The sequence below is a fragment of the Deltaproteobacteria bacterium genome (assembly GCA_016709225.1).
Lineage (GTDB): Bacteria > Myxococcota_A > Polyangia > Nannocystales > Nannocystaceae > Xiheibacterium > Xiheibacterium phototrophicum.
This window is the reverse complement of the sequence record JADJEE010000001.1, coordinates 2003410-2020693: the sequence shown is the minus strand read 5'-3', so window position 1 is coordinate 2020693 and position 17284 is coordinate 2003410. Positions and strand designations below refer to the sequence as shown.

Annotated in this window: 13 protein-coding genes; 4 read left to right on the top strand and 9 right to left on the bottom strand. The window is 73.0% G+C overall.

Features of this window, described 5'->3' with window-relative positions; all coding sequences use genetic code 11:
• Positions 1 to 21 precede the first annotated feature (21 nt).
• From IPH07_08300 to IPH07_08290, 3 genes are all read right to left on the bottom strand, one after another.
• Positions 22 to 924, bottom strand: a complete 903-nt coding sequence (locus IPH07_08300) for an HDOD domain-containing protein (GenBank protein MBK6917384.1) — start codon at positions 922 to 924, stop codon at positions 22 to 24.
• A gap of 93 nt (positions 925 to 1017) precedes the next feature.
• Positions 1018 to 2238, bottom strand: coding sequence for a GAF domain-containing sensor histidine kinase (locus IPH07_08295; protein ID MBK6917383.1), 1221 nt, complete (start codon positions 2236 to 2238; stop codon positions 1018 to 1020).
• Between the two features lie 46 nt (positions 2239 to 2284).
• A complete protein-coding gene (locus IPH07_08290; protein MBK6917382.1) occupies positions 2285 to 2746 on the bottom strand; it encodes a hypothetical protein in 462 nt (153 codons plus the stop codon).
• Between the two features lie 315 nt (positions 2747 to 3061).
• On the opposite strand from IPH07_08290, the gene IPH07_08285 reads away from it, so the two are divergent.
• On the top strand, positions 3062 to 4486 hold the full coding sequence (locus tag IPH07_08285) for a hypothetical protein (protein MBK6917381.1): 1425 nt from the start codon (positions 3062 to 3064) through the stop codon (positions 4484 to 4486).
• On the opposite strand, the gene IPH07_08280 is transcribed toward IPH07_08285, so the two are convergent.
• Entirely contained in the window at positions 4474 to 5373 is a 900-nt protein-coding gene (locus IPH07_08280) for a TrmB family transcriptional regulator (GenBank protein MBK6917380.1), read from the bottom strand. The two genes, IPH07_08285 and IPH07_08280, sit on opposite strands and share 13 nt — an antisense overlap.
• A gap of 106 nt (positions 5374 to 5479) precedes the next feature.
• Here IPH07_08280 and mfd point away from each other — a divergent pair, with 106 nt between their 5' ends.
• Positions 5480 to 9019 carry a transcription-repair coupling factor gene (mfd, locus tag IPH07_08275; GenBank protein ID MBK6917379.1) on the top strand — a complete coding sequence of 1180 codons (3540 nt, stop codon included), beginning with the start codon at positions 5480 to 5482 and terminating at the stop codon, positions 9017 to 9019.
• A 7-nt stretch (positions 9020 to 9026) separates the two neighbouring features.
• On the opposite strand, the gene IPH07_08270 is transcribed toward mfd, so the two are convergent.
• Positions 9027 to 10589, bottom strand: a complete 1563-nt coding sequence (locus tag IPH07_08270) for a M20/M25/M40 family metallo-hydrolase (protein MBK6917378.1) — start codon at positions 10587 to 10589, stop codon at positions 9027 to 9029.
• 96 nt (positions 10590 to 10685) lie between these two features.
• Here IPH07_08270 and IPH07_08265 point away from each other — a divergent pair, with 96 nt between their 5' ends.
• A complete protein-coding gene (locus IPH07_08265; GenBank protein ID MBK6917377.1) occupies positions 10686 to 11492 on the top strand; it encodes a peptidyl-prolyl cis-trans isomerase in 807 nt (268 codons plus the stop codon).
• 77 nt (positions 11493 to 11569) lie between these two features.
• Positions 11570 to 12556 carry a peptidyl-prolyl cis-trans isomerase gene (locus IPH07_08260; protein MBK6917376.1) on the top strand — a complete coding sequence of 329 codons (987 nt, stop codon included), beginning with the start codon at positions 11570 to 11572 and terminating at the stop codon, positions 12554 to 12556.
• Between the two features lie 24 nt (positions 12557 to 12580).
• On the opposite strand, the gene IPH07_08255 is transcribed toward IPH07_08260, so the two are convergent.
• The 4 genes from IPH07_08255 to IPH07_08240 all read right to left on the bottom strand — a co-directional run bounded on the left by IPH07_08255 (position 12581) and on the right by IPH07_08240 (position 17205).
• Positions 12581 to 13357 carry a hypothetical protein gene (locus tag IPH07_08255; GenBank protein MBK6917375.1) on the bottom strand — a complete coding sequence of 259 codons (777 nt, stop codon included), beginning with the start codon at positions 13355 to 13357 and terminating at the stop codon, positions 12581 to 12583.
• A 304-nt stretch (positions 13358 to 13661) separates the two neighbouring features.
• Entirely contained in the window at positions 13662 to 15317 is a 1656-nt protein-coding gene (gene dacB / locus IPH07_08250) for a D-alanyl-D-alanine carboxypeptidase/D-alanyl-D-alanine-endopeptidase (protein MBK6917374.1), read from the bottom strand.
• Between the two features lie 2 nt (positions 15318 to 15319).
• Positions 15320 to 15820, bottom strand: a complete 501-nt coding sequence (locus IPH07_08245) for a response regulator transcription factor (GenBank protein ID MBK6917373.1) — start codon at positions 15818 to 15820, stop codon at positions 15320 to 15322.
• Positions 15817 to 17205 carry a DUF4388 domain-containing protein gene (locus IPH07_08240; protein ID MBK6917372.1) on the bottom strand — a complete coding sequence of 463 codons (1389 nt, stop codon included), beginning with the start codon at positions 17203 to 17205 and terminating at the stop codon, positions 15817 to 15819. Before IPH07_08240 ends, IPH07_08245 begins: the two co-directional genes overlap by 4 nt.
• Positions 17206 to 17284 lie beyond the last annotated feature (79 nt).

Below are 17284 nucleotides of genomic sequence, written 5' to 3'. Positions count from 1 at the left end.
CCGCCCCCCCGCGCGCGGTGGCTACGAGCCCAGCAACGCGGCGCCGGCCACCGCGATCACCTGTGCGGGGTCGAGGCCGAGCGCGGCGATCTCGGCGTGCTGCTCGTCGGTCAGCGGATGCGGCGTGCCGCCCAGGCCGAGGTGGTGGACGATGATGTCCGCGACCGCGATCACGTGCCCGATCTGCGAGTACGCGCCCGGCTCGTAGTCGCGGTAGCGGTGGTGCCGGCGGATGCCTTCGATGACCTGCGGATGCAGCTTCCAGCCGGCGGCCATGCGGGCGCCCAGGGTCGTGTGCACGATCTCTTCGACCTTCTGGATGTCGTCCGGGTCGAGGTGGGCGGTGGCGGGGAGCTTGCGCAGCGCCTGCAGGGCCAGCATGCCGATGTCGTGGAGCAGGCCGGTGACGAAGGCCTGGCCGTCGTCGATGCCGGCGACCTTGCAGATCGCCTTCGACAGGCGCGCGACCGCGACGGCGTGCTCGCGCTGCGCCCGCGCCACGCGCTCGTCGTCGCCGCGGAACATGTGGCACTCCATCACGCTCTGGTAGAGCACGTCGCGGATGGCCCCGCTGCCGAGGCGTTGCAGCGCCGCGCCGAGGCTGCGCAGCGGCACGCCGCCGTAGGCCGGGGAGCTGGCGACGGTCAGCATCCGTGCGGTGAGCACGGTGTCGGACACGATGACGCGCTCGAGCCGTCGCATCGCGATGTTGGGATCGGCGGCGAGCGACATCGCCTCGTTGGCGGTCTCGGGCAGCATCGGGAGCTTGAAGCCGGGCGCCTCGGCGGCTTGCACGAGCGCTGCCGCGGCCTCGCGGACGCAGCGCTCGCCACAGTTGCCGCGGCGGACCGCGGTCGGCTCGTCGATGTGGATGGGTTGGATGTCGGCGTCCGGGATCCGGGCGCGTCGGCTGGGGTCGAGCATGCTACGGGACCCATCGGGGCTTTGCTGGCCGCGCTTGACCCCGGCGCCGTCCCAGCTCGGGCCACTCGAGTGGACCCCCGCCACATGGCTCGCTCACGGCGCGCGCGGGAGCGTCACGCGGACCGTGGTACCGCGGCCGGGCGCACTGTCGATCTGCAGCGTGCCGCCGGCCCTGCGCACCAGGTCGAGCACCAACACCAGGCCCATGCCGTTGCCCTCGGACTTGGTCGTGAAGTAGGGCTCGAAGAGGTGCTGCTTGACGGCGTCGTCCATGCCGACGCCGTCGTCGCGGATCTCCAGCTCGAGCGCGGTGCCGCCGCGCGCGTGCAGGGACACCTGGCCCTGGGTGGAGATCGCGTCGCGGGCGTTGACGCAGAGGTTGAGCACGACCTGCTCGAGCTCGAGCGGCGCCAGCCCGATCGCGAGGTCGTCGCCCGCCACGTCGATCACGAGCTGCGCGCGCGGTCGCAACAGGAGCGACAGCACCGGACCGAGCGCGCGGATGCCCGCCAGCGCGCCCTGGGTGCCCGCCGGCGTGGCGCCCTCGCGCGGGCCCGCGAAACGCAGCAGCTCGGCGGCGAGCTTGCGGCCGATCTCGAGCACCTCGGACAGCTCGCGCTGCGCGGTCGCGAGATCGCCGGGCTCGAGCGAGGCCGTCAGCATCATCGCGGAGGTCATCACGTTGTTGAAGTCGTGGGCGACGTTGCGCGCGAGCCGGCGGACCTCGAGCAGTCGCTCGAGATCGCGGGCGCGGTTGCTCTGCTCGCGCAGCTCGGCCTCGGCACGGGCGCGCTCGGCCTGTGCGAACACCAGCGCGACCACCTCGGCCGCCGCCGACGCGAACTCGGCCTCGGCGTGGGTCCAGCGACGCGCGCCGCCGACGTGTTCGTGGCACAGCACGCCGTAGAGGTGCCCGTCGCGGAACACCGGCGCGTCGAGCAGCGCACCGATGCCGTGGGGCTCGAGGTAGCCCGCGGTGAGCTCGGCGGTCGCCGGGTGCAGGCGGGCGTCGTCGGCCACCAGCACGCGGCAGGTGTCGAGCGCGGCGCGGTAGCGGGGCAGGGTCGCGGGGGCCAGGGCCGTGCCGCCGCCCTGGGGGCCCTGCTCGCGATCGTGCAGCGCGACGCAACGCAGCGTGCCGTCGTCGTCGAACACCCAGATCCCGACGCGGGCCACCTGCAGGGCCTCGGCGCAGATGCGGGTGGCACGGGCGGCAACGGCCGCGAGGTCACCCGCGGTGTCGAGGTGCACGCGCGCCAGCGCGAGGCGGGCGGTCTCGTACGCGACGCGGCGCGAGTGTCCCGGCATCGTCACTTGGCCCGTCGATGATACCGCCAACCTCTCCGCTGGCGTGCGCTGCTCATGCGCCCGGGCGGCCGCGGGCGCGTACGATCGGATGGCCGCGGCGAAAACCGAGCGCGCGGACGAGCCGACGGTTGCCGGGGCCGTCGGCCATCGCCGACGCGGCGATGAGCCGGCACAACGCGCTGACCAGCACGATGGGCGCGCACGGCAGCTGCAGGCCGTGCACGCCCGCGCCGGAGAGCCCGGCCGGGTCGAGCGGCCGCGTCGACAACCCCAGCAGCGGCAGTCGCCGGCCCACGTCGGTTGCCCAAGCGGTGCACAGGGTCACCGCGGCCGGCGCATCGACGTCGAGGTCGAGCACCGCCGCGTGGGGGGCACAGCGCAGCGCCGCGGGGCCGTCGGCGATCGACGCCTCGTGCACCTCGAAGCCCCGCGGCTCGAGCAGATCCCGCAGCGCGAGCGGACGATCCGCGGGCTGCAGCACCAGGATGCGAACGCACTCGGCTCCGTGACCCATCGATGACCCCCTCGCCGAACCACGCCAGTGTCGGGCCCACCCGGCCGCGCGTCCAGTGGAAAGTAACTCATTGCTGAGTTACGTCCGCGCGCTTCAAATGCCGTGCATTGTCCGAAAATCGAAGCAATCTGCGGTGCCGTCGATGGACGGCCGCGAAAAGTGGCCATCCGATCGCGGGGCTTGGCCGCAGACACGGGCGATCTCGCGCGGGTTTCTGGGATCGACGCCCGAACGTGGCAGATACTCGGCCGCGCGAGCTGCCCGCACCGGAACCGGCGGGCCGACGGAAGAGGGACGAACATGGGGGGCGAACGCATGAGGATCATCGCGGTGCTGTTGGGGCTCGCGGCGTGCCACCGCGACGATGCCGGGGGCTCCGGGTGCGCGGACGGAGACGACGCGTGCGGGTCGGGCAGCGAGGGCAGCAGCTCCACCGGCCAGAGCCAGGGCACGACGTCGGCGACCACGAGCCCCGCGACCACCGACGGCAGCGATGGCACGGTCGCCGACTCGTCGAGCGGCGGCGCGCCCGACTGCGTCGACGATCGCGAGTGCGCGACGCCGCCGGCCGACGGCTGTCTCGACGCCGGCACCGCGCGCGCGTACCCGGGGTCTGGTACGTGCAGCGAGGGCGTGTGCGTGTACACGCCGGTCGACGAGGTCTGCGTGGCCGGCTGCGACGCGACCCTCGCGGCGTGCTTGCACGACGTGTGGCTGCCGATCGCCGACATCGACGCGCCGGCGCCTCGCTATCGCCACAGCGACGTGTGGACCGGCGCCGAGATCATCGTGTGGGGCGGCGCCGGCGATAACACCTTCTTCGACGACGGCGCGAGCTACGACCCGGTCCTCGACACGTGGACGCCGCTGACGCCGACCGGAGCGCCGTCGGTGCGCGCCGATCACACGGCCGTGTGGACCGGCAGCGAGATGTTCATCTGGGGCGGAGGCGATGGCAGCTTCTCGGTGCTCGGCGACGGTGCCCGCTACCACGGCACGCGCCACACCTGGACCGCGCTCGCGCCCGGCTTCCCGGCCCCGGCGCCGAGTCGCCACCACAGCGCGACCTGGTACGACACGGGCATGATGGTGCTCGGCGGCGAGGATGAGTCCGGCACGCTGGTCCAGGCGCGCCACTTCGACGTCCTGCGCGACGGCTGGGGCTTCGTCGCGCTGCCCGGCACGCCGTCGCAGCGCGCCGAGCACTCCGCGGTGTTCACCGGCGACGCCGTGGTGATCTGGGGCGGCCGCAACGACGACTTCGTGCTCGACGACGGCTCGCGCTGGAACACGGCGGCCAACAGTTGGACGGCGATGAGCGCGATCACACCGCCAGCGGCGCGCGTCTACCACTCGACGGTGTGGACCGGCGAGGTGATGATCGTCTGGGGCGGTGAGAACCAGGCCGGCGCGGCGTTGTCGTCCGGCGGCCGCTACAATCCCAGCACGAACTCGTGGACGGCGACGGCGATCGACGGCGCGCCGTCACCACGCACCCACCACCGCGCGGCGTGGACCGGCAGCGAGATGATCGTGTGGGGCGGCATCGACAACGAGGGGCGCCTCGACACCGGCGGCCGCTACAACCCCGCCACCAACAGCTGGACAGCCACCAGCACGGTCGACGTGCCCGATGCCCGCGCCGGGCACACGCAGGTGTGGACCGGCAGCGAGATGATCGTGTGGGGCGGCATCGGTTCGGCGTCGTTCGTCAACGACGGCGCACGCTACGTGCCCTGACGCGTGCCGCGGGGCCGCGCGCCCTTGCCCGCGCGGGGACGCGGGGTGGGGGCCAGCGCGTCGCCCAGCTGCGGGCTCGCGTGGGCCGCGAGCAGCGAGTCCAGCCGACCCACGCGATCGCCGAGCATCTTGGCCATCACGTCGGTGACGTCGATGCCGTGGCGCTGCGCGAGCAGGGTGATGTCGAGCGAGACCTGACTGACGGCAATCTCGGCGATCGCGGCGGTCTCGCTCACGACCGCGCGGTCCGAGCGCGCGTTCTCGGTGGCACCGAGCAGGCTGGTCTTGTCGTCGGCGACCACCACCAGCCGGTGCGACCAGAAGGTCTCGAGGTCGCGCTCGGCCAGCCCGTAGCCGAAGCGCAGGCCCGCCAGCTCGTCGGGCAGCCGCGCGTGGGAGAACAGCACCGTGAACACGCGCCGTCGTTCGGCGGCTGCGAGCGCGGGCGCCAGCCGCGAGAGTTCGCGTGGCCAGCCGCTGGCGACCACCACCTTGCGCGCGCCCGCGATGATGCGTGAGGCCTCGTCGAGGATGCGGTCGTAGCCCGCGACCGTGAACGCGTCGGGCGCGTCGGGGCTCACGTCGAGCTGTGCGATGGCCTCGCGCAGCGCCGCGGTCGCGCCGTCGAAGCGGCGCCGGAGCAGGCCATCGAGCGCCTTGGGCGGGGTCGCGCTGAAGCGCTCGGGCGGCCCCGCGTCGCGTCGCGCGACGCCTTGGGCGACCAGCCCCCGCAGCACGCCGTACACCGCCGAGCGGGGCACGCCGGCGTCGCGACTCACCTCGTAGCCGGTGCTGGCGCCGGCGCGCAGCAGCGCGACATAGGCGCGGGCTTCATTGAGCTTGAAGCCGACGCTTCCGAGCACCTCGATCAAGTGGTCGTCGGCCATGGGTCGTCCGCGAAGCGGCGCCCGAAGGTAGCGTCGCGACGGCGTGCACCGCAAGCCGAGCCCACCCTCGCGATCGGGCTTGCGCTACCCTTGCCGCCGCCCTCCCGTGGACGCCGACGTGCTCTCGCCCTCGCAGGCCGCCGCGCCGCTGGTTGCCCACGCCGCCGCCGGCACGCCCGTGCGCGTGCTGGGGGCCGTCGATCCGCTGCTCGCCAAGCTGGTCGCGGACGCGTCGGCCGCCGGCGCGCCGCTGCTGGTGGTCACCGTCGACGACGCCGCGGCCCGCCGTGTCGCGGCCGACGTGTGCTTCTTCCTCGGTTGCGCGGCCCCGGCCGCCGACGACACCGAGGGTGACGTGGTCGTGCTGCCCGACGTCGACACCTCGCCGCTCGGCGATCTCGCGCCCGACGTCCGCACGGTCGCGGCCCGCTTCGCCGTGCTCGCGCGGGCCCACGGCGGGCGCGCGCCCAAGGTGCTCGTCGGCGGCGTGCGTTCGTTGCTGCGCAAGACCCTGCCGCTCGCCGGCTTCGCGGCCCGCAGCGCGCGCTGGACCAAGGGCCAGGAGCTGGGCTTCGCGGCCGCGCAGGCCAGCCTCGTCGCGGCCGGCTACGTGCGCGGCGACGTGGTCGAGGACCCGGGCAGCTTCGCGGTCCGCGGCGGCGTGCTCGACGTGTTCACGCCCACGGGCGGGCAGCCGGTGCGCATCGAGTTCTTCGGCGACGAGATCGAGCGCATGCGTTCGTTCGATCCGCAGACCCAACGCACCCTGCGCGAGGTCGCGGCGGTCGACATCGTGCCGGTGCGGCTGTCGATCGTCACGACCGCGGCGCCGCTGCGCCAGCGCATCCACGAGCGCGCCGATGCGATCGCGGCGCCCAGCAGCCGCACGCGGCAGGTCATCGAGTCGCTCGAGGCGGGGCAGGACTTCTTCGGCATCGACGCGGTCGCCCCCTTGCTGCACGACGGCATGGATCCGCCGTGGGCCTATCTGCCCGCCGGCACCCGCGTGGTGCTCGACGATCCGTCGGCGCTGCAGGCCGCGGCGCGCAACCACGAGGACGAGCTCGCGGCGGAGTACGAGCGCGCGCTCGCCGATCGCCGCCTGGTCGCGGCACCCGAGCAGCACGCGGTCGCGGCCGCGGCGTTCGCAGCCTGGGGCGAGCGGGCGTGGGCGTGGGTCGAGCGACTCGAGGCGCCTGGCGACGACGGCCGCGTGCCACTGCGCGTGCAGGTCGATCGCGACGAGACCCTCGCCGCCGAGCTGCAGGCCGCCCGCGGCCGTCGCAGCGGCGAGCTGCTGGCACCGGTGCTGGCGCGCATCGCCGAGCTGCAGCGCGAGGGTGAGCCGCCATGGTCGATCGTGTTTGCCGCGCCCAACCACAGCCACGCCGAGCGGCTGGTGGGCTTGCTGCGCGACCACGCAGTCGCGGTCGATCCGCCACGCGGTGTGCACGAGGTGCCGCTGCTGCTGAAGAGCCCGCCGTCGCCCTCGCGTCGCATCCACGTCGTCGCCGGCGAGCTGTCGACCGGCCTGCGCAGTCGCATCGATCGCCTGCTGCTGGTGTCGGAGGCCGACGTGTTCGGCGCGCTCGCCCACCGCAGCAAGCCCCGTCGCCGTCGCGGCGGCGTGTCGGGCATCGGCCAGCTCGCGGTCGGCGACTATGTCGTGCACGTCACCCACGGCGTCGGGCGCTACGTCGGCCTGGTCCAGCTCGCGCTCGGCGGCACGCCGGCGGACTACGTGCAGGTCGAGTACGCCGGCGCCGATCGGCTGTACCTGCCCGTCACGCGGCTCGGCGAGATCGAGCGCTACGTCTCCGCCGACGCCAAGCCGCCCAAGCTCGACAAGATGGGCGGCACCAGCTTCGCGACCAAGACCGCGAAGGTGAAGGCGGAGGTGCGGCAGATCGCCGAGGAACTGCTGCAGATCTATGCGCAGCGCGAGGCACTGGGTGGTCACGCGCACCCACCGGGCGGCGAGCCCTACCACGAGTTCGAGGCCACGTTCCCGTTCGAGGAGACCCCCGATCAGCTCGACGCCATCGAGGCAGTGCAGCGCGATCTCTCGCGGCCGCAGCCGATGGACCGGCTCATCTGCGGCGACGTCGGCTTCGGCAAGACCGAGGTGGCCCTGCGTGCGGCCTTCCGCGCCGCCCACGGGGGCAAGCAGGTCGCCGTGCTGGCGCCGACCACCGTGCTGGTGCAGCAGCACTACCACACCTTCCGCGAGCGCCTCGAGCCGTTCGGCATCGAGGTCGGCGTGCTGAGCCGCTTCACCGACGCCAAGGACAAGGCCCGCACCATCGCGGGCGCCAAGAACCGCAGCGTCGACGTCGTGGTCGGGACCCATCGCCTGCTGTCCTCGGACGTGCGCTTCGCCGACCTCGGGCTGGTCGTGATCGACGAGGAGCAGCGCTTCGGGGTCGCACAAAAGGAGCGCTTCAAGAAGCTCAAGACCGAGGTCGACGTGTTGTCGATGTCGGCCACGCCGATCCCACGAACGCTGCACATGTCGCTGCTGGGGATCCGCGAGATCAGCCTGGTGATGACACCGCCCGGCGACCGCCTGGCCGTGCGCACCTTCGTGACGCGACCATCGGACACCGTGCTGCGCGACGGCGTCAGCAAGGAGCTGGCGCGCGGCGGGCAGGTCTTCTACGTCGTGCCGCGGATCCTCGGCATCGAGGAGCACGCCACACGGCTGCGCAAGCTGGTGCCACACGCCCGGGTGCGCGTCGCCCACGGGCAGATGCCGGGCGAGATGCTCGAACAGACCATGCTCGCGCTGGTCGAGCACGAGATCGACGTGTTGGTGTCGACCACCATCATCGAGAGTGGGCTCGACATCCCCCGTGCGAACACCATGTTCGTGGCCGACGCCGACCACTTCGGACTCGCGCAGCTGTATCAGCTGCGCGGCCGCATCGGCCGCAGCCGCCATCGCGCGTTCTGCTACTTGCTGGTCGACTCGCTCGAGAAGCTGCAGCCCGACGCGCGCCGGCGGCTGGAGGCGCTGGCCCGCTACGCCGAGCTCGGCAGCGGCTTCTCGGTCGCCAGCCACGACCTCGAGATCCGCGGCGCCGGCGACATCCTCGGCGCGCGCCAGAGCGGACAGATCCAGGCGGTCGGCTTCGAGGCCTACTCGCGCATCCTCACCGAGGCGGTCGCCGAGCTGCGCGGAGCGCCGATCCTGCGTGAGACCGATCCCGAGCTGGTGTTCGACATGCCGGCCTACCTGCCCGAGGAGTACGTCGAGGACGTCGGCACGCGGCTCGACCTCTACCGGCGGCTGTCGGTCGCCCACGATCGCGACGTGGTCGCGGCGATCGCCGATGAGATCCGCGACCGCTTCGGCGAGCTGCCGCCCGAGGCGCGCTGCCTCGAGCACGTGATGGCGTGCAAGACCTACGGTCGCCGTCTGCACGCGACCGCACTGGAGCTGCGGGGCGAGCGACTGAGCGTGCGACTCGGCGCCGGCACCACGCTGCCGCCGGAGTACGCCGCTCGCCTGGGCGCGCAGACCCGTGGGCGCATGAAGCTGGTCGGGCCCGATCGCGTCGCGGTCCGACTCGATGGCGGCGGCGACGAGGCGCGCCTGCGGCAGGCCGTCGCCGCGCTCGCCGATCTGGCCAGCGCACTGCCGTGACGCGCGGCTACGGCGGGCCGACGCGCTTCTCGACCGTGCGCTCGTCGCTGCCCGGCATGCGCGTGACCAGGCCGTCGTCGCCGGTGGCAGCGGCGAACGGCAGCTCGGCACCGCCAGCGACGGCCTCGACCAGCGCCAACGCGAGGTCGCCGATGGTGTTCATGCCGTCGTAGTTGATGCGATCGGCCTCGTCGTCGGCGCGGTGGTAGTCGTCGTGCAGCCCGGTGAAGAAGAACAGCACCGGGATGCCGAGCTCGTAGAACGGCGCCTGGTCCGAGCGCGCCGACACCGAGCGCTCGTACACCACCGACATGCCGCGGCTACCCAGTCGATCGAGCAGCGGCATCCAGCCCGTGCTCGAGCCCACGCCGCCGATCGAGAGACCGCCTGACCCCAGCCGCCCGACCATGTCGAAGTTGATCATCGCGACCACGTGCCCGCCACGGAACGGCGGCGCGTCGGGGGCGGTGTTCGCGAGTGCCTTGCTGCCGTGCAGCCCCAGCTCTTCACCGGCGAAGTGGGCGAACACCAGCGTGCGCCTCGGCCGGCGACCGGCGGCCGCGAACGCCTTGGCGATCGACAGCACCATCGCGGTGCCGCTGCCGTTGTCGTCGGCGCCGTTGCAGGTGTCGTCGCTGCCGATGCACGCGAGCCCGGCGTCCTTGCGGCCGATGTGATCGTAGTGGGCGCCGATCACCACGATCTCGTCGGCGGCGTCGGTGCCCGGCAGCACCGCCAGCACGTTGTCGGCATCGTGCAGGCGATCGCGGCGGCGGGGCGCCAACGACAGCCGCACCCGCGGCAGCGCGGCCGGCTTGCCGGCCTGCTCGATCGCGTCGAGCTGGGTGCCGCCGTCCTTCACCATCGCAATCATCGGCGCCCGCGCCAGCACCACCTGTGGCAGCGCAGTGTCGCGCGCGGCGTCGCGGAGCGCCGCGAGGGCGTCGGCGTCGAGGGCGGTGGGATCACCGATCCATGCGATGGCGCGGGCGCCTGCCTCGCGCATCGCCGCCGCCGCGGTGGTCACCGCGGTCGGCGTGGGCGTCGACGAGAACAGCACCACGTGGTCACGCACGCGCTCGCGCAAAGGCGGGTCGGGCGCGCGCGTGGACGCCGGCAGCCACAGCGGCTCGGCCACCACCGCACGCGCGTCGGCGGTCGTCAGCGAGACGCTCTGCTCGGGCCCGAGCACGTGGGCATGGCCGTCGATCTCGATCCAGACGTGGTGGGCGAGCTCCGGCTCCGAGCCGTGGGCGAACTGGAAGCGGCTGCGGTGTCGCGGGCCCACGCCGGCGAGCCCGAGCGCGTCGTACTGCTGCGCGATCATGTCGGCGGCGCGCTCGATGTCCGCGGGCACCAGCGTGTAGCGGCCGCGCATGTCGTCGGCCGCGAAGTCCTCGAGGAACTCGCGCATGAACGCGTGATCGAGGGTCAACGGCGCCGGCTCGGCGCGCGGCGCATCGGGCCGTGCGGGCGTGCCCGCAGGGGCTCGCGACGCTCCCGCGGGGTGACACGCCAGACCCACGAGCGACGAGAGCAGCAAGGCGGCGGCGACGGGCGAGCGCGACACGGACGTCGCCGAAGGTAGCAGCTCGGCCGGCGCACGCGCGAGTGCGGCCCGCGTTGCCGAGGCGCGCCGCGGACTGCTAGCCTGGTCGCGCCGTCCATGCGTCGATCGAGCGAGCTCCGAGCCCCGCGGGTCCGTATCGCCGCCGCGCTGCTGCTGGCGGCCTGTGGTGCCGCGCAGGGCGTCCCCGAGGGCAAGCTCGCGGCGGTCGGCGCGGTCGCGTTCGGGCCCGAAGATCTCGCCGACGTGCAGGCCCAGCTCGGCGCGTACGCACAGCTGCGTTTCGGCGGCGAGGGCCGCAGCGCGCTGTTGCAGGCGTTGGTCGACGCCGAGGTGCTCGCGCAGGAGGCCGCGGCGCAGGGGCTCGCCGACGATCCCCGCGTGGCCTACGCGTGGGTCGAGGAGCTCGCGGCCGTGCACGAGAGCGCCGAGATGGAGCGTCGGGTGCCGCGCGCGACGATCGCCGCCGACCGCGTGCGACTGCGGGCCTGGTACGACGCCCACCTCGACGCGTTCGTGGTGCCCGAGCGACGCAGCGCCCAGGGCGTGCTGTTGCGCGACTGGGCCGCGGCCGAGGACGCACTCGCGACCGTGCGCGCGGGGCCGGTGGAGCTCGCGAGCCTCGGGGACGTCGTGACGACCCCGCTCCAGGCGCGCGACGACGCGGAGTTCCCAGGGTTCCATCCGGTGTTGTTCGCCGATGCGCTCGCGGTCGACGACGTGCTGCCGCAGCCGGTCGTGGTCGGCGAGCGCCTGCTGGTCGGTCGCGTAGCCAGCATCGAGCCGAGCGCACCGGCGCCGTTCGACGACGCCGCCGTGCAGGAGCGCCTGGTCGAGGCCGTGCGCGCGCCGTTGGTGGCCGCGGCGCGCAGCGCATGGCTGGCCGAGCTCGGCGCGCCGCCCTGACCACGCGTGGGCGACCGCACGGCGTCGGCCCCGGATGCGTTGCCGCCGGCGCGCGCGACTGCTACGACTTGGCGCACATGTCGATGTTGCTGCTCGGGCTCGCGCTGGCGACCACCGTCGATGCCGCGGCGCCCGCCGTGCCGCAGCCCCGCCGTGATGTCCGCGTGGTGCTCGACCAGGTGGTCGCCGTGGTGAACGACGACGTCGTGCTCGGCAGCGAGCTGCGCCGCGCCACCGATCGCCACCCGATGCTGCGCGAGGCGATGTCGCAGCTGCCGGCCGGCGCGCCGCAGTCGCAGGTCGACGCGACCCGCCGCGAGGTCGAGGCCGCCGTGCTCGACGAGCTGATCCACATCGTGCTCGTGCGCGACGAGGCGGAGAAGTTCGACATCAAGGTCTCGGATCAAGAGCTGCAGACCGCGCTCGGCAACATCGCGGCCAACAACAACCTCACGGTCGAGACGCTGCGCAAGCAGGTCGAGGCCAGCGACGAGTTCGACTCCTGGTCGGAGTACACCGGCGAGCTGCGCGACCAGATCCTCTCGCTGCGGGTCTCGCAGCAGCTCGCGACCTGGTCGGTCAGCGAGGCGCAGATCCGCGAGTACTACCGGAAGATGACCAAGGACGAGAGCGCCAAGGTCGAGCTCGAGCAGTTCTCGTTCGTGCCCGCCGGCGAAGGCACCCAGGCCGACCGCGACCGGGCCTTCGCGGCGGCGCAGGCCGCCGGCCGACGACTGCGCGAGGGCACGCCCGGCGAGGTGCTCGCGACCGAGCTGGGTCGCGAGGAGGCGCAGTGGCACCGCACGGTCGCGCGCGGCGACATCGCGCCGGCCCTCGAGGACGCGGTCTTCTCGGCCAAGGAGGGCGCGGTGGTGGGCCCGATCGCGTCAGGGCAGGGCTATGTGGTCTTCCGCGTGCTCGCGCAGGTCGCCGCGGCCGCGCTGGCGTTCGATCAGGTCAAGGACCGCATCCGCGAGCAACTCGAGAACGAGGCCTACTTCAAGGCCGAGCAGGAGCTGCGCGAGCAGCTGCGGGCCAAGGCCCACGTCGACGTGCGGCTCTGAGCTCGCGGACGCGTCGCGCGGATCTCATCCGAACGCGCCGGGTACGACGCACGCACCCAGCCACTCGAACGCAGGATCCCGGTCGTAGATGCCCGTGTGTTCGCAGATCGTCGCCGGGTCGTCGCACGTCGGGGCCCGGAGGTCACACCACTGCGCGCAGCAACGGTCACTGTCGCAGGCGGGTAGGAACTCGTCGCGCAGGCACAGCTGCGCAGGGCCACACTCGCCGGGGGCACACGGTGCGCCCAGCGGGGGCGCGGGCATGGGCGGTACGAACCAGCACATGTTCGCGCCATAGAGGAACGCAGGATAGAAGATGCATTGCATGCCCGCGGGACACGCTCCCTCGACCAGCGGCTGGCACTCGTAGATGAGGCACGCGGAGGGGAAGTCGGAGCCATTTTCCAGCGCAGGTCGAGCACCCGGATACCGGCGGCAGTCGTCGAGCGGGCCATCCATGAACGGCGCGCAGAAGCCGTGGTCGGACAGGCCGTAGACCTCGAGACAATACGAGTCGGCGCCGCAGTCGTCGGTGATCTCGGGGCCGATCCCGTTCGGTAGGCTGCACGGTTCGAAGGGTTGCCCGTCACCGGTGACGGGGATGCAGCGCCCCGCCTCGCGTCGACGCTCGCCACCCTCGGGCAGGTACCAGACGCACTTGAAACCCGGTGCGCAGCCCTGTTCGATCGGCTCACAATCGTCGCCGGGTTGGAGTGCGTCGGCGCTGCACGGCAGACCACAACCGCTGGCATCGTCCGCGCTCGAGCTGTCATCCGGGCCGCTGTGCGTGACGGTGTCCATGGGCACGACCGATGTCGCGCCCGCCGAGCTCGTGCCGCCGGCACTGGCCGTGCTCGTGGTCGTCGTGACTCCGGTGGAGGTGGGGTCGTTTGTCGATGCGCCGTGGTCGGCATCTGCCACCACGACCGGACCGCAGGCAAGCACGACGAGCATCCACACCGGGCCGACGAATGCTCGCGTGCGCGCGCGTGGCCCCAACACGGCGACAATCGTAGCACGCGGGTGCGTCGGCGGGTCGCGATGCCGACGCCGCGGCGTGCGACGCTCCTGCCACCCGAGGTTTCCTGCGCGGCTCCTCTGAGCCTCAGCCGCCGGATTGCGAGCTCGCGAGCCCGGCCACGCGTGCTTCGTAGTCGTCGAGGGCGAACAGCGTCGCGGTCACGATGCGATCCTCGACCTCGTTGCGCAGGCTCGCGCCGAAGTTGGCGCCGAGCCGTGCGTTGATGAGGATCGAGAAGGCGATGACGGGGGTGCCGTCTTCGGCGGTGATGACTCCGCTGAGGCCCGAGACGTCGTCGAGGGTGCCGGTCTTGGCGCGTACGCGCTTGCCCGACAGTCGCAGCCGCGTGCGCATGGTGCCGGGCTCGCCCGCGACCGGCAGCGCGTCGATCAGCGCGCGACCCGATTGCGCCCCGTGGCTCGCGACCGTGATGAGATCGACGAGGCCGGCGCTGGTCAGCCGACCGGCCCGCGAGAGCCCGGAGCCGTTCTCGACCACGATCTCCTCGGGGTCGCGACCCAGCGCCGACCAGTACCCCTGCAGGATCTCGTCGCCGGCCGCCCAGTCGCCCGGCTCGCCGGTCATGCGCCACGCCAACGTGCGCAGCACCTGCTCGGCGATGAAGTTGTTGGAGTACGCCAGCCCGAGGTCGAGGATCTCCATGAGCGGCGGCGACTCGTGCTCGAACAGCACCTCGGCGTCGGCCGGCGCGACCCCACGGGTGATCGGTAGTGGCATGCTGGCCTGCTGCTCGGCGAGGAAGCCCGCGAACAACGAGGCCGCGACGCGGCCGGGATCGTAGACCCGACGGCGCTCGACCTGCTTGGGTCCGCGCGACGGCAGCGTGCCGCGGACCTCGATCACCGTGTCGCCGTCGCGCTCGCGCGAGATCACCGACAGCGCCCGCTTGCGTGCGAGACGAGCGCGGTTGTCGATCACGATGGTGGGCGCGGCGGGCTGGGTCGTGACCCCGACCTTGCGCTCGCGGGCGAGCGGCGCGGCGGTGACCTCGACGTAGTTGTAGCCGACCGACAGCGCCGAGGTCTCGGGCTCGTAGGCGAGGCCGGGGCCACCGGCGTTGTAGCCGGGCGCCAGGCGATCGTGGGAGAACGCCGAGTCGTCGAACACCAGCCGCTGCACGCTGGCGTCGATCGCCGGCGCGACCGCGGTGGCGATCGACTCCAGGTCGGCGACCTGCAGGGTCGGGTCGCCGTGGCCGACCAGGTACACCGCGTCGGCATCACGGACGACGGAGGTGACGAAGGTGTAGTCGGGGCCGAGCAGCTCGAGCGCCGCCGCGGAGGTCAGCAGCTTCTGGTTGCTGGCAGGGATGAGCGGCGTGTCGCCATAGTCGTCGAACAGCACGTGCCCGGTGCGGAGGTCCCGGATGTGGATCGAGACCTGCGCGTCGTCGCCGACGTTGGTCAGCACCGCGTTGATGTCGGCCGACAGCTTCTCGACGTCGAACTCGACCAGCCCCGGCACCACGTCGGTGCCGCGGCGGCGCTCGATCGCGGCCGCGAGCGCGGCCAGGCGCTGCTCGAGCTGCTCGGCCCGGGTCGGCTCGGGCGCGCGGTCCGGGAGCACCGGCAGGCTCGCCAGCGGCACGCGATCGTCGAACTCGAGCTCGAATGGCGTCACCGGCGGCAGCGTGTTGTGGCGCTCGAACCACTGTCGCAGCGACCATGCGCCGGCGGCCACGACCACCAGCGACGTCACCAGCAGCGCACGGCGCCGCATCGCTAGGCCCCTTCGACGTGGGCGGGTGCGAGCGCCTTGCGGATCGCTGCCTCGAGCGCGTCGTCGGTGAATGGCTTGCCGAGGTAGGCGAACGCGCCCTGTCGCAGACCCCAGTAGCGGTCGGCGTCGCGTGACATCGAGCTCACGAACACGACCGCGCAGGTGCCGGCCGGTGGCGGCAGGCGGCGGCCGAGCGTGACGCTCGCGCGGGTGTTGCCCGAGTCGGCAGCGCCCCACTCGGCGTGCACCCGCCGCAGCAGCGCGAAGCCGCTGATGCCCTCGAGCAGTGCCTCGCACAGCAGCAGCCGCGGCCGTCGCTCGCCCATCAGCGCCAGCGCGGTGGTGCCGTCCTTGGCCTCGGCGATGGTCACGACCAGGCCCTGCGCGCCCGCGACCGCGCGCACGCACGCGGCCATGCGCGTGCGCGTGTCGGGATCGGGGTCGGCGATCACGACGTGGGGCGCGGCCGCGGCCGCCGGCCCACTGCGCGCACGCTCGCTCACGATTGCACCGGCGGCGTCGCGCGCCGGGCGAGTCCACCGCGACCGAGGCGGTAGATCACCTTGGCCACGGCGAAGGTGCCGGCGCGGGTCTTGCGGGCGATGTCCTTGACGCTGTTGCGGCCGTTGAGCAGCTCGAGGACCCCGAGCTCGTCGAGCGCGAAGGCGTGGCGACCGAGCTTGGCGACCTCGTCGTCGACGCGCACGAACACGTCGTCGAGCGCGGCCACGTGCGGGCCCATCTCGGCGCGCTCGTCGAGGCGTCGCAGGCCGACCAACACGGCCTCCGAGATGCGCAGCTCGGCGGCGCCGCGACCGAGCTCGGCGATCACCGGGTGAAGGTGCTCGCTGGGCACGAAGCTCATGCGTCCGCCGCTCCAGCCCATCGCCTGGCAGGTGATCTCGCGGGCCTGGTTGCACAGTGCCGTCGACAGCTCGTCGGCGCGCAGGTACCCGTCCTGCAGCAACCGCAGCGCCAGCGGACGGGCCTGTGGATCGTCGTCGTGGCCGAGGCTGACCAGCGCGCTGTCGGTCGTGGCGCGCAGCTCGAGCACGAAGCGTTGCAGTCGCAGGTCCTCGTCGCCTTCGGCCTCGGCCATGCGGATGCGTCCGCGGTCGACGTGCAGGCGCGCGGTCGTGCCGCGTCGCTCGACCGTCAGCACGCCGCGCGCACCGTCGGCGTCGAGCACCTCGAGCAGCGACTCGAGCTTGGTCGGGCCCAGCTCGGCCTGCAGCGTCACGCCCGAGGCCAAGGTCGGCAGCTCCGCGAGGTTGGCGAGCGTCGCGTGCAGCCGTCGCAGGGTGTCGTTGTCGGGCTCGAGCTCGGGGAAGTGTTGCTGCAGCGCGAGCTCGAGCCGCAGCACCGCCTCGTCGCGGGTGGCACGGGCGCGGACTGGCCGTGGCGGCGGCGCGACGTCGATCGACTCGCGCAGGAACTTGAGCAGCGCCGGCGTCGTGAACGGGCGCTTGAGGCACGGCAGCGACTCGGCGCCGGGGAACGGCACCGGGTTGGCGCGCGAGACCAGCAACATGCCTGGCAGCTCGGATCCCCCCGGCACCTCGAGCAGCGCGCGCAGCACTGCGGCACTGACCGCCGGCGCAGTGGCGGTGTCGAGCAGCAGTGCGGCGATCGAGCGATCACCGGCGGGCCCGCGGGTGCGGCACAGCTCGACCGCTTGATCGAGGTTGCTCGCGTGCAGCACGTTGTAGCCGGCCAGGCGCAGACCCGCGGTCGCGAGCTTGGCCGCAGTGGGATTCGGATCGAAGTACAGCACGCCGGCGTGGCCGTGCAGGCTGGCGCTGCTGTGGCTGGCGCTGGCGCTGCGGTCCGCCGGGCTCGCGGGTGCATCGCCGTCGCCGGGCTGCTGGGGATTCTCTGCGGTGGTCATGCGACGGGTGGCGGAGGCTCGTGGGGCGCCAGCTGGCGATCTGGCCGTGGTCGGGGTCGCCCACGCGCGGCTCGCGGGG

Coding starts and splice junctions, on each gene's coding strand:
- IPH07_08290 (MBK6917382.1), bottom strand. CDS start 2,746: ATGGGTCACGGAGCCGAGTGCGTTCGCATCCTGGTGCTGCAGCCCGCG.
- dacB (MBK6917374.1), bottom strand. CDS start 15,317: ATGCGGCGCCGTGCGCTGCTGGTGACGTCGCTGGTGGTCGTGGCCGCC.
- IPH07_08255 (MBK6917375.1), bottom strand. CDS start 13,357: ATGGACACCGTCACGCACAGCGGCCCGGATGACAGCTCGAGCGCGGAC.
- IPH07_08240 (MBK6917372.1), bottom strand. CDS start 17,205: ATGACCACCGCAGAGAATCCCCAGCAGCCCGGCGACGGCGATGCACCC.
- IPH07_08280 (MBK6917380.1), bottom strand. CDS start 5,373: ATGGCCGACGACCACTTGATCGAGGTGCTCGGAAGCGTCGGCTTCAAG.
- IPH07_08285 (MBK6917381.1), top strand. CDS start 3,062: ATGAGGATCATCGCGGTGCTGTTGGGGCTCGCGGCGTGCCACCGCGAC.
- IPH07_08260 (MBK6917376.1), top strand. CDS start 11,570: ATGTCGATGTTGCTGCTCGGGCTCGCGCTGGCGACCACCGTCGATGCC.
- IPH07_08300 (MBK6917384.1), bottom strand. CDS start 924: ATGCTCGACCCCAGCCGACGCGCCCGGATCCCGGACGCCGACATCCAA.
- IPH07_08265 (MBK6917377.1), top strand. CDS start 10,686: ATGCGTCGATCGAGCGAGCTCCGAGCCCCGCGGGTCCGTATCGCCGCC.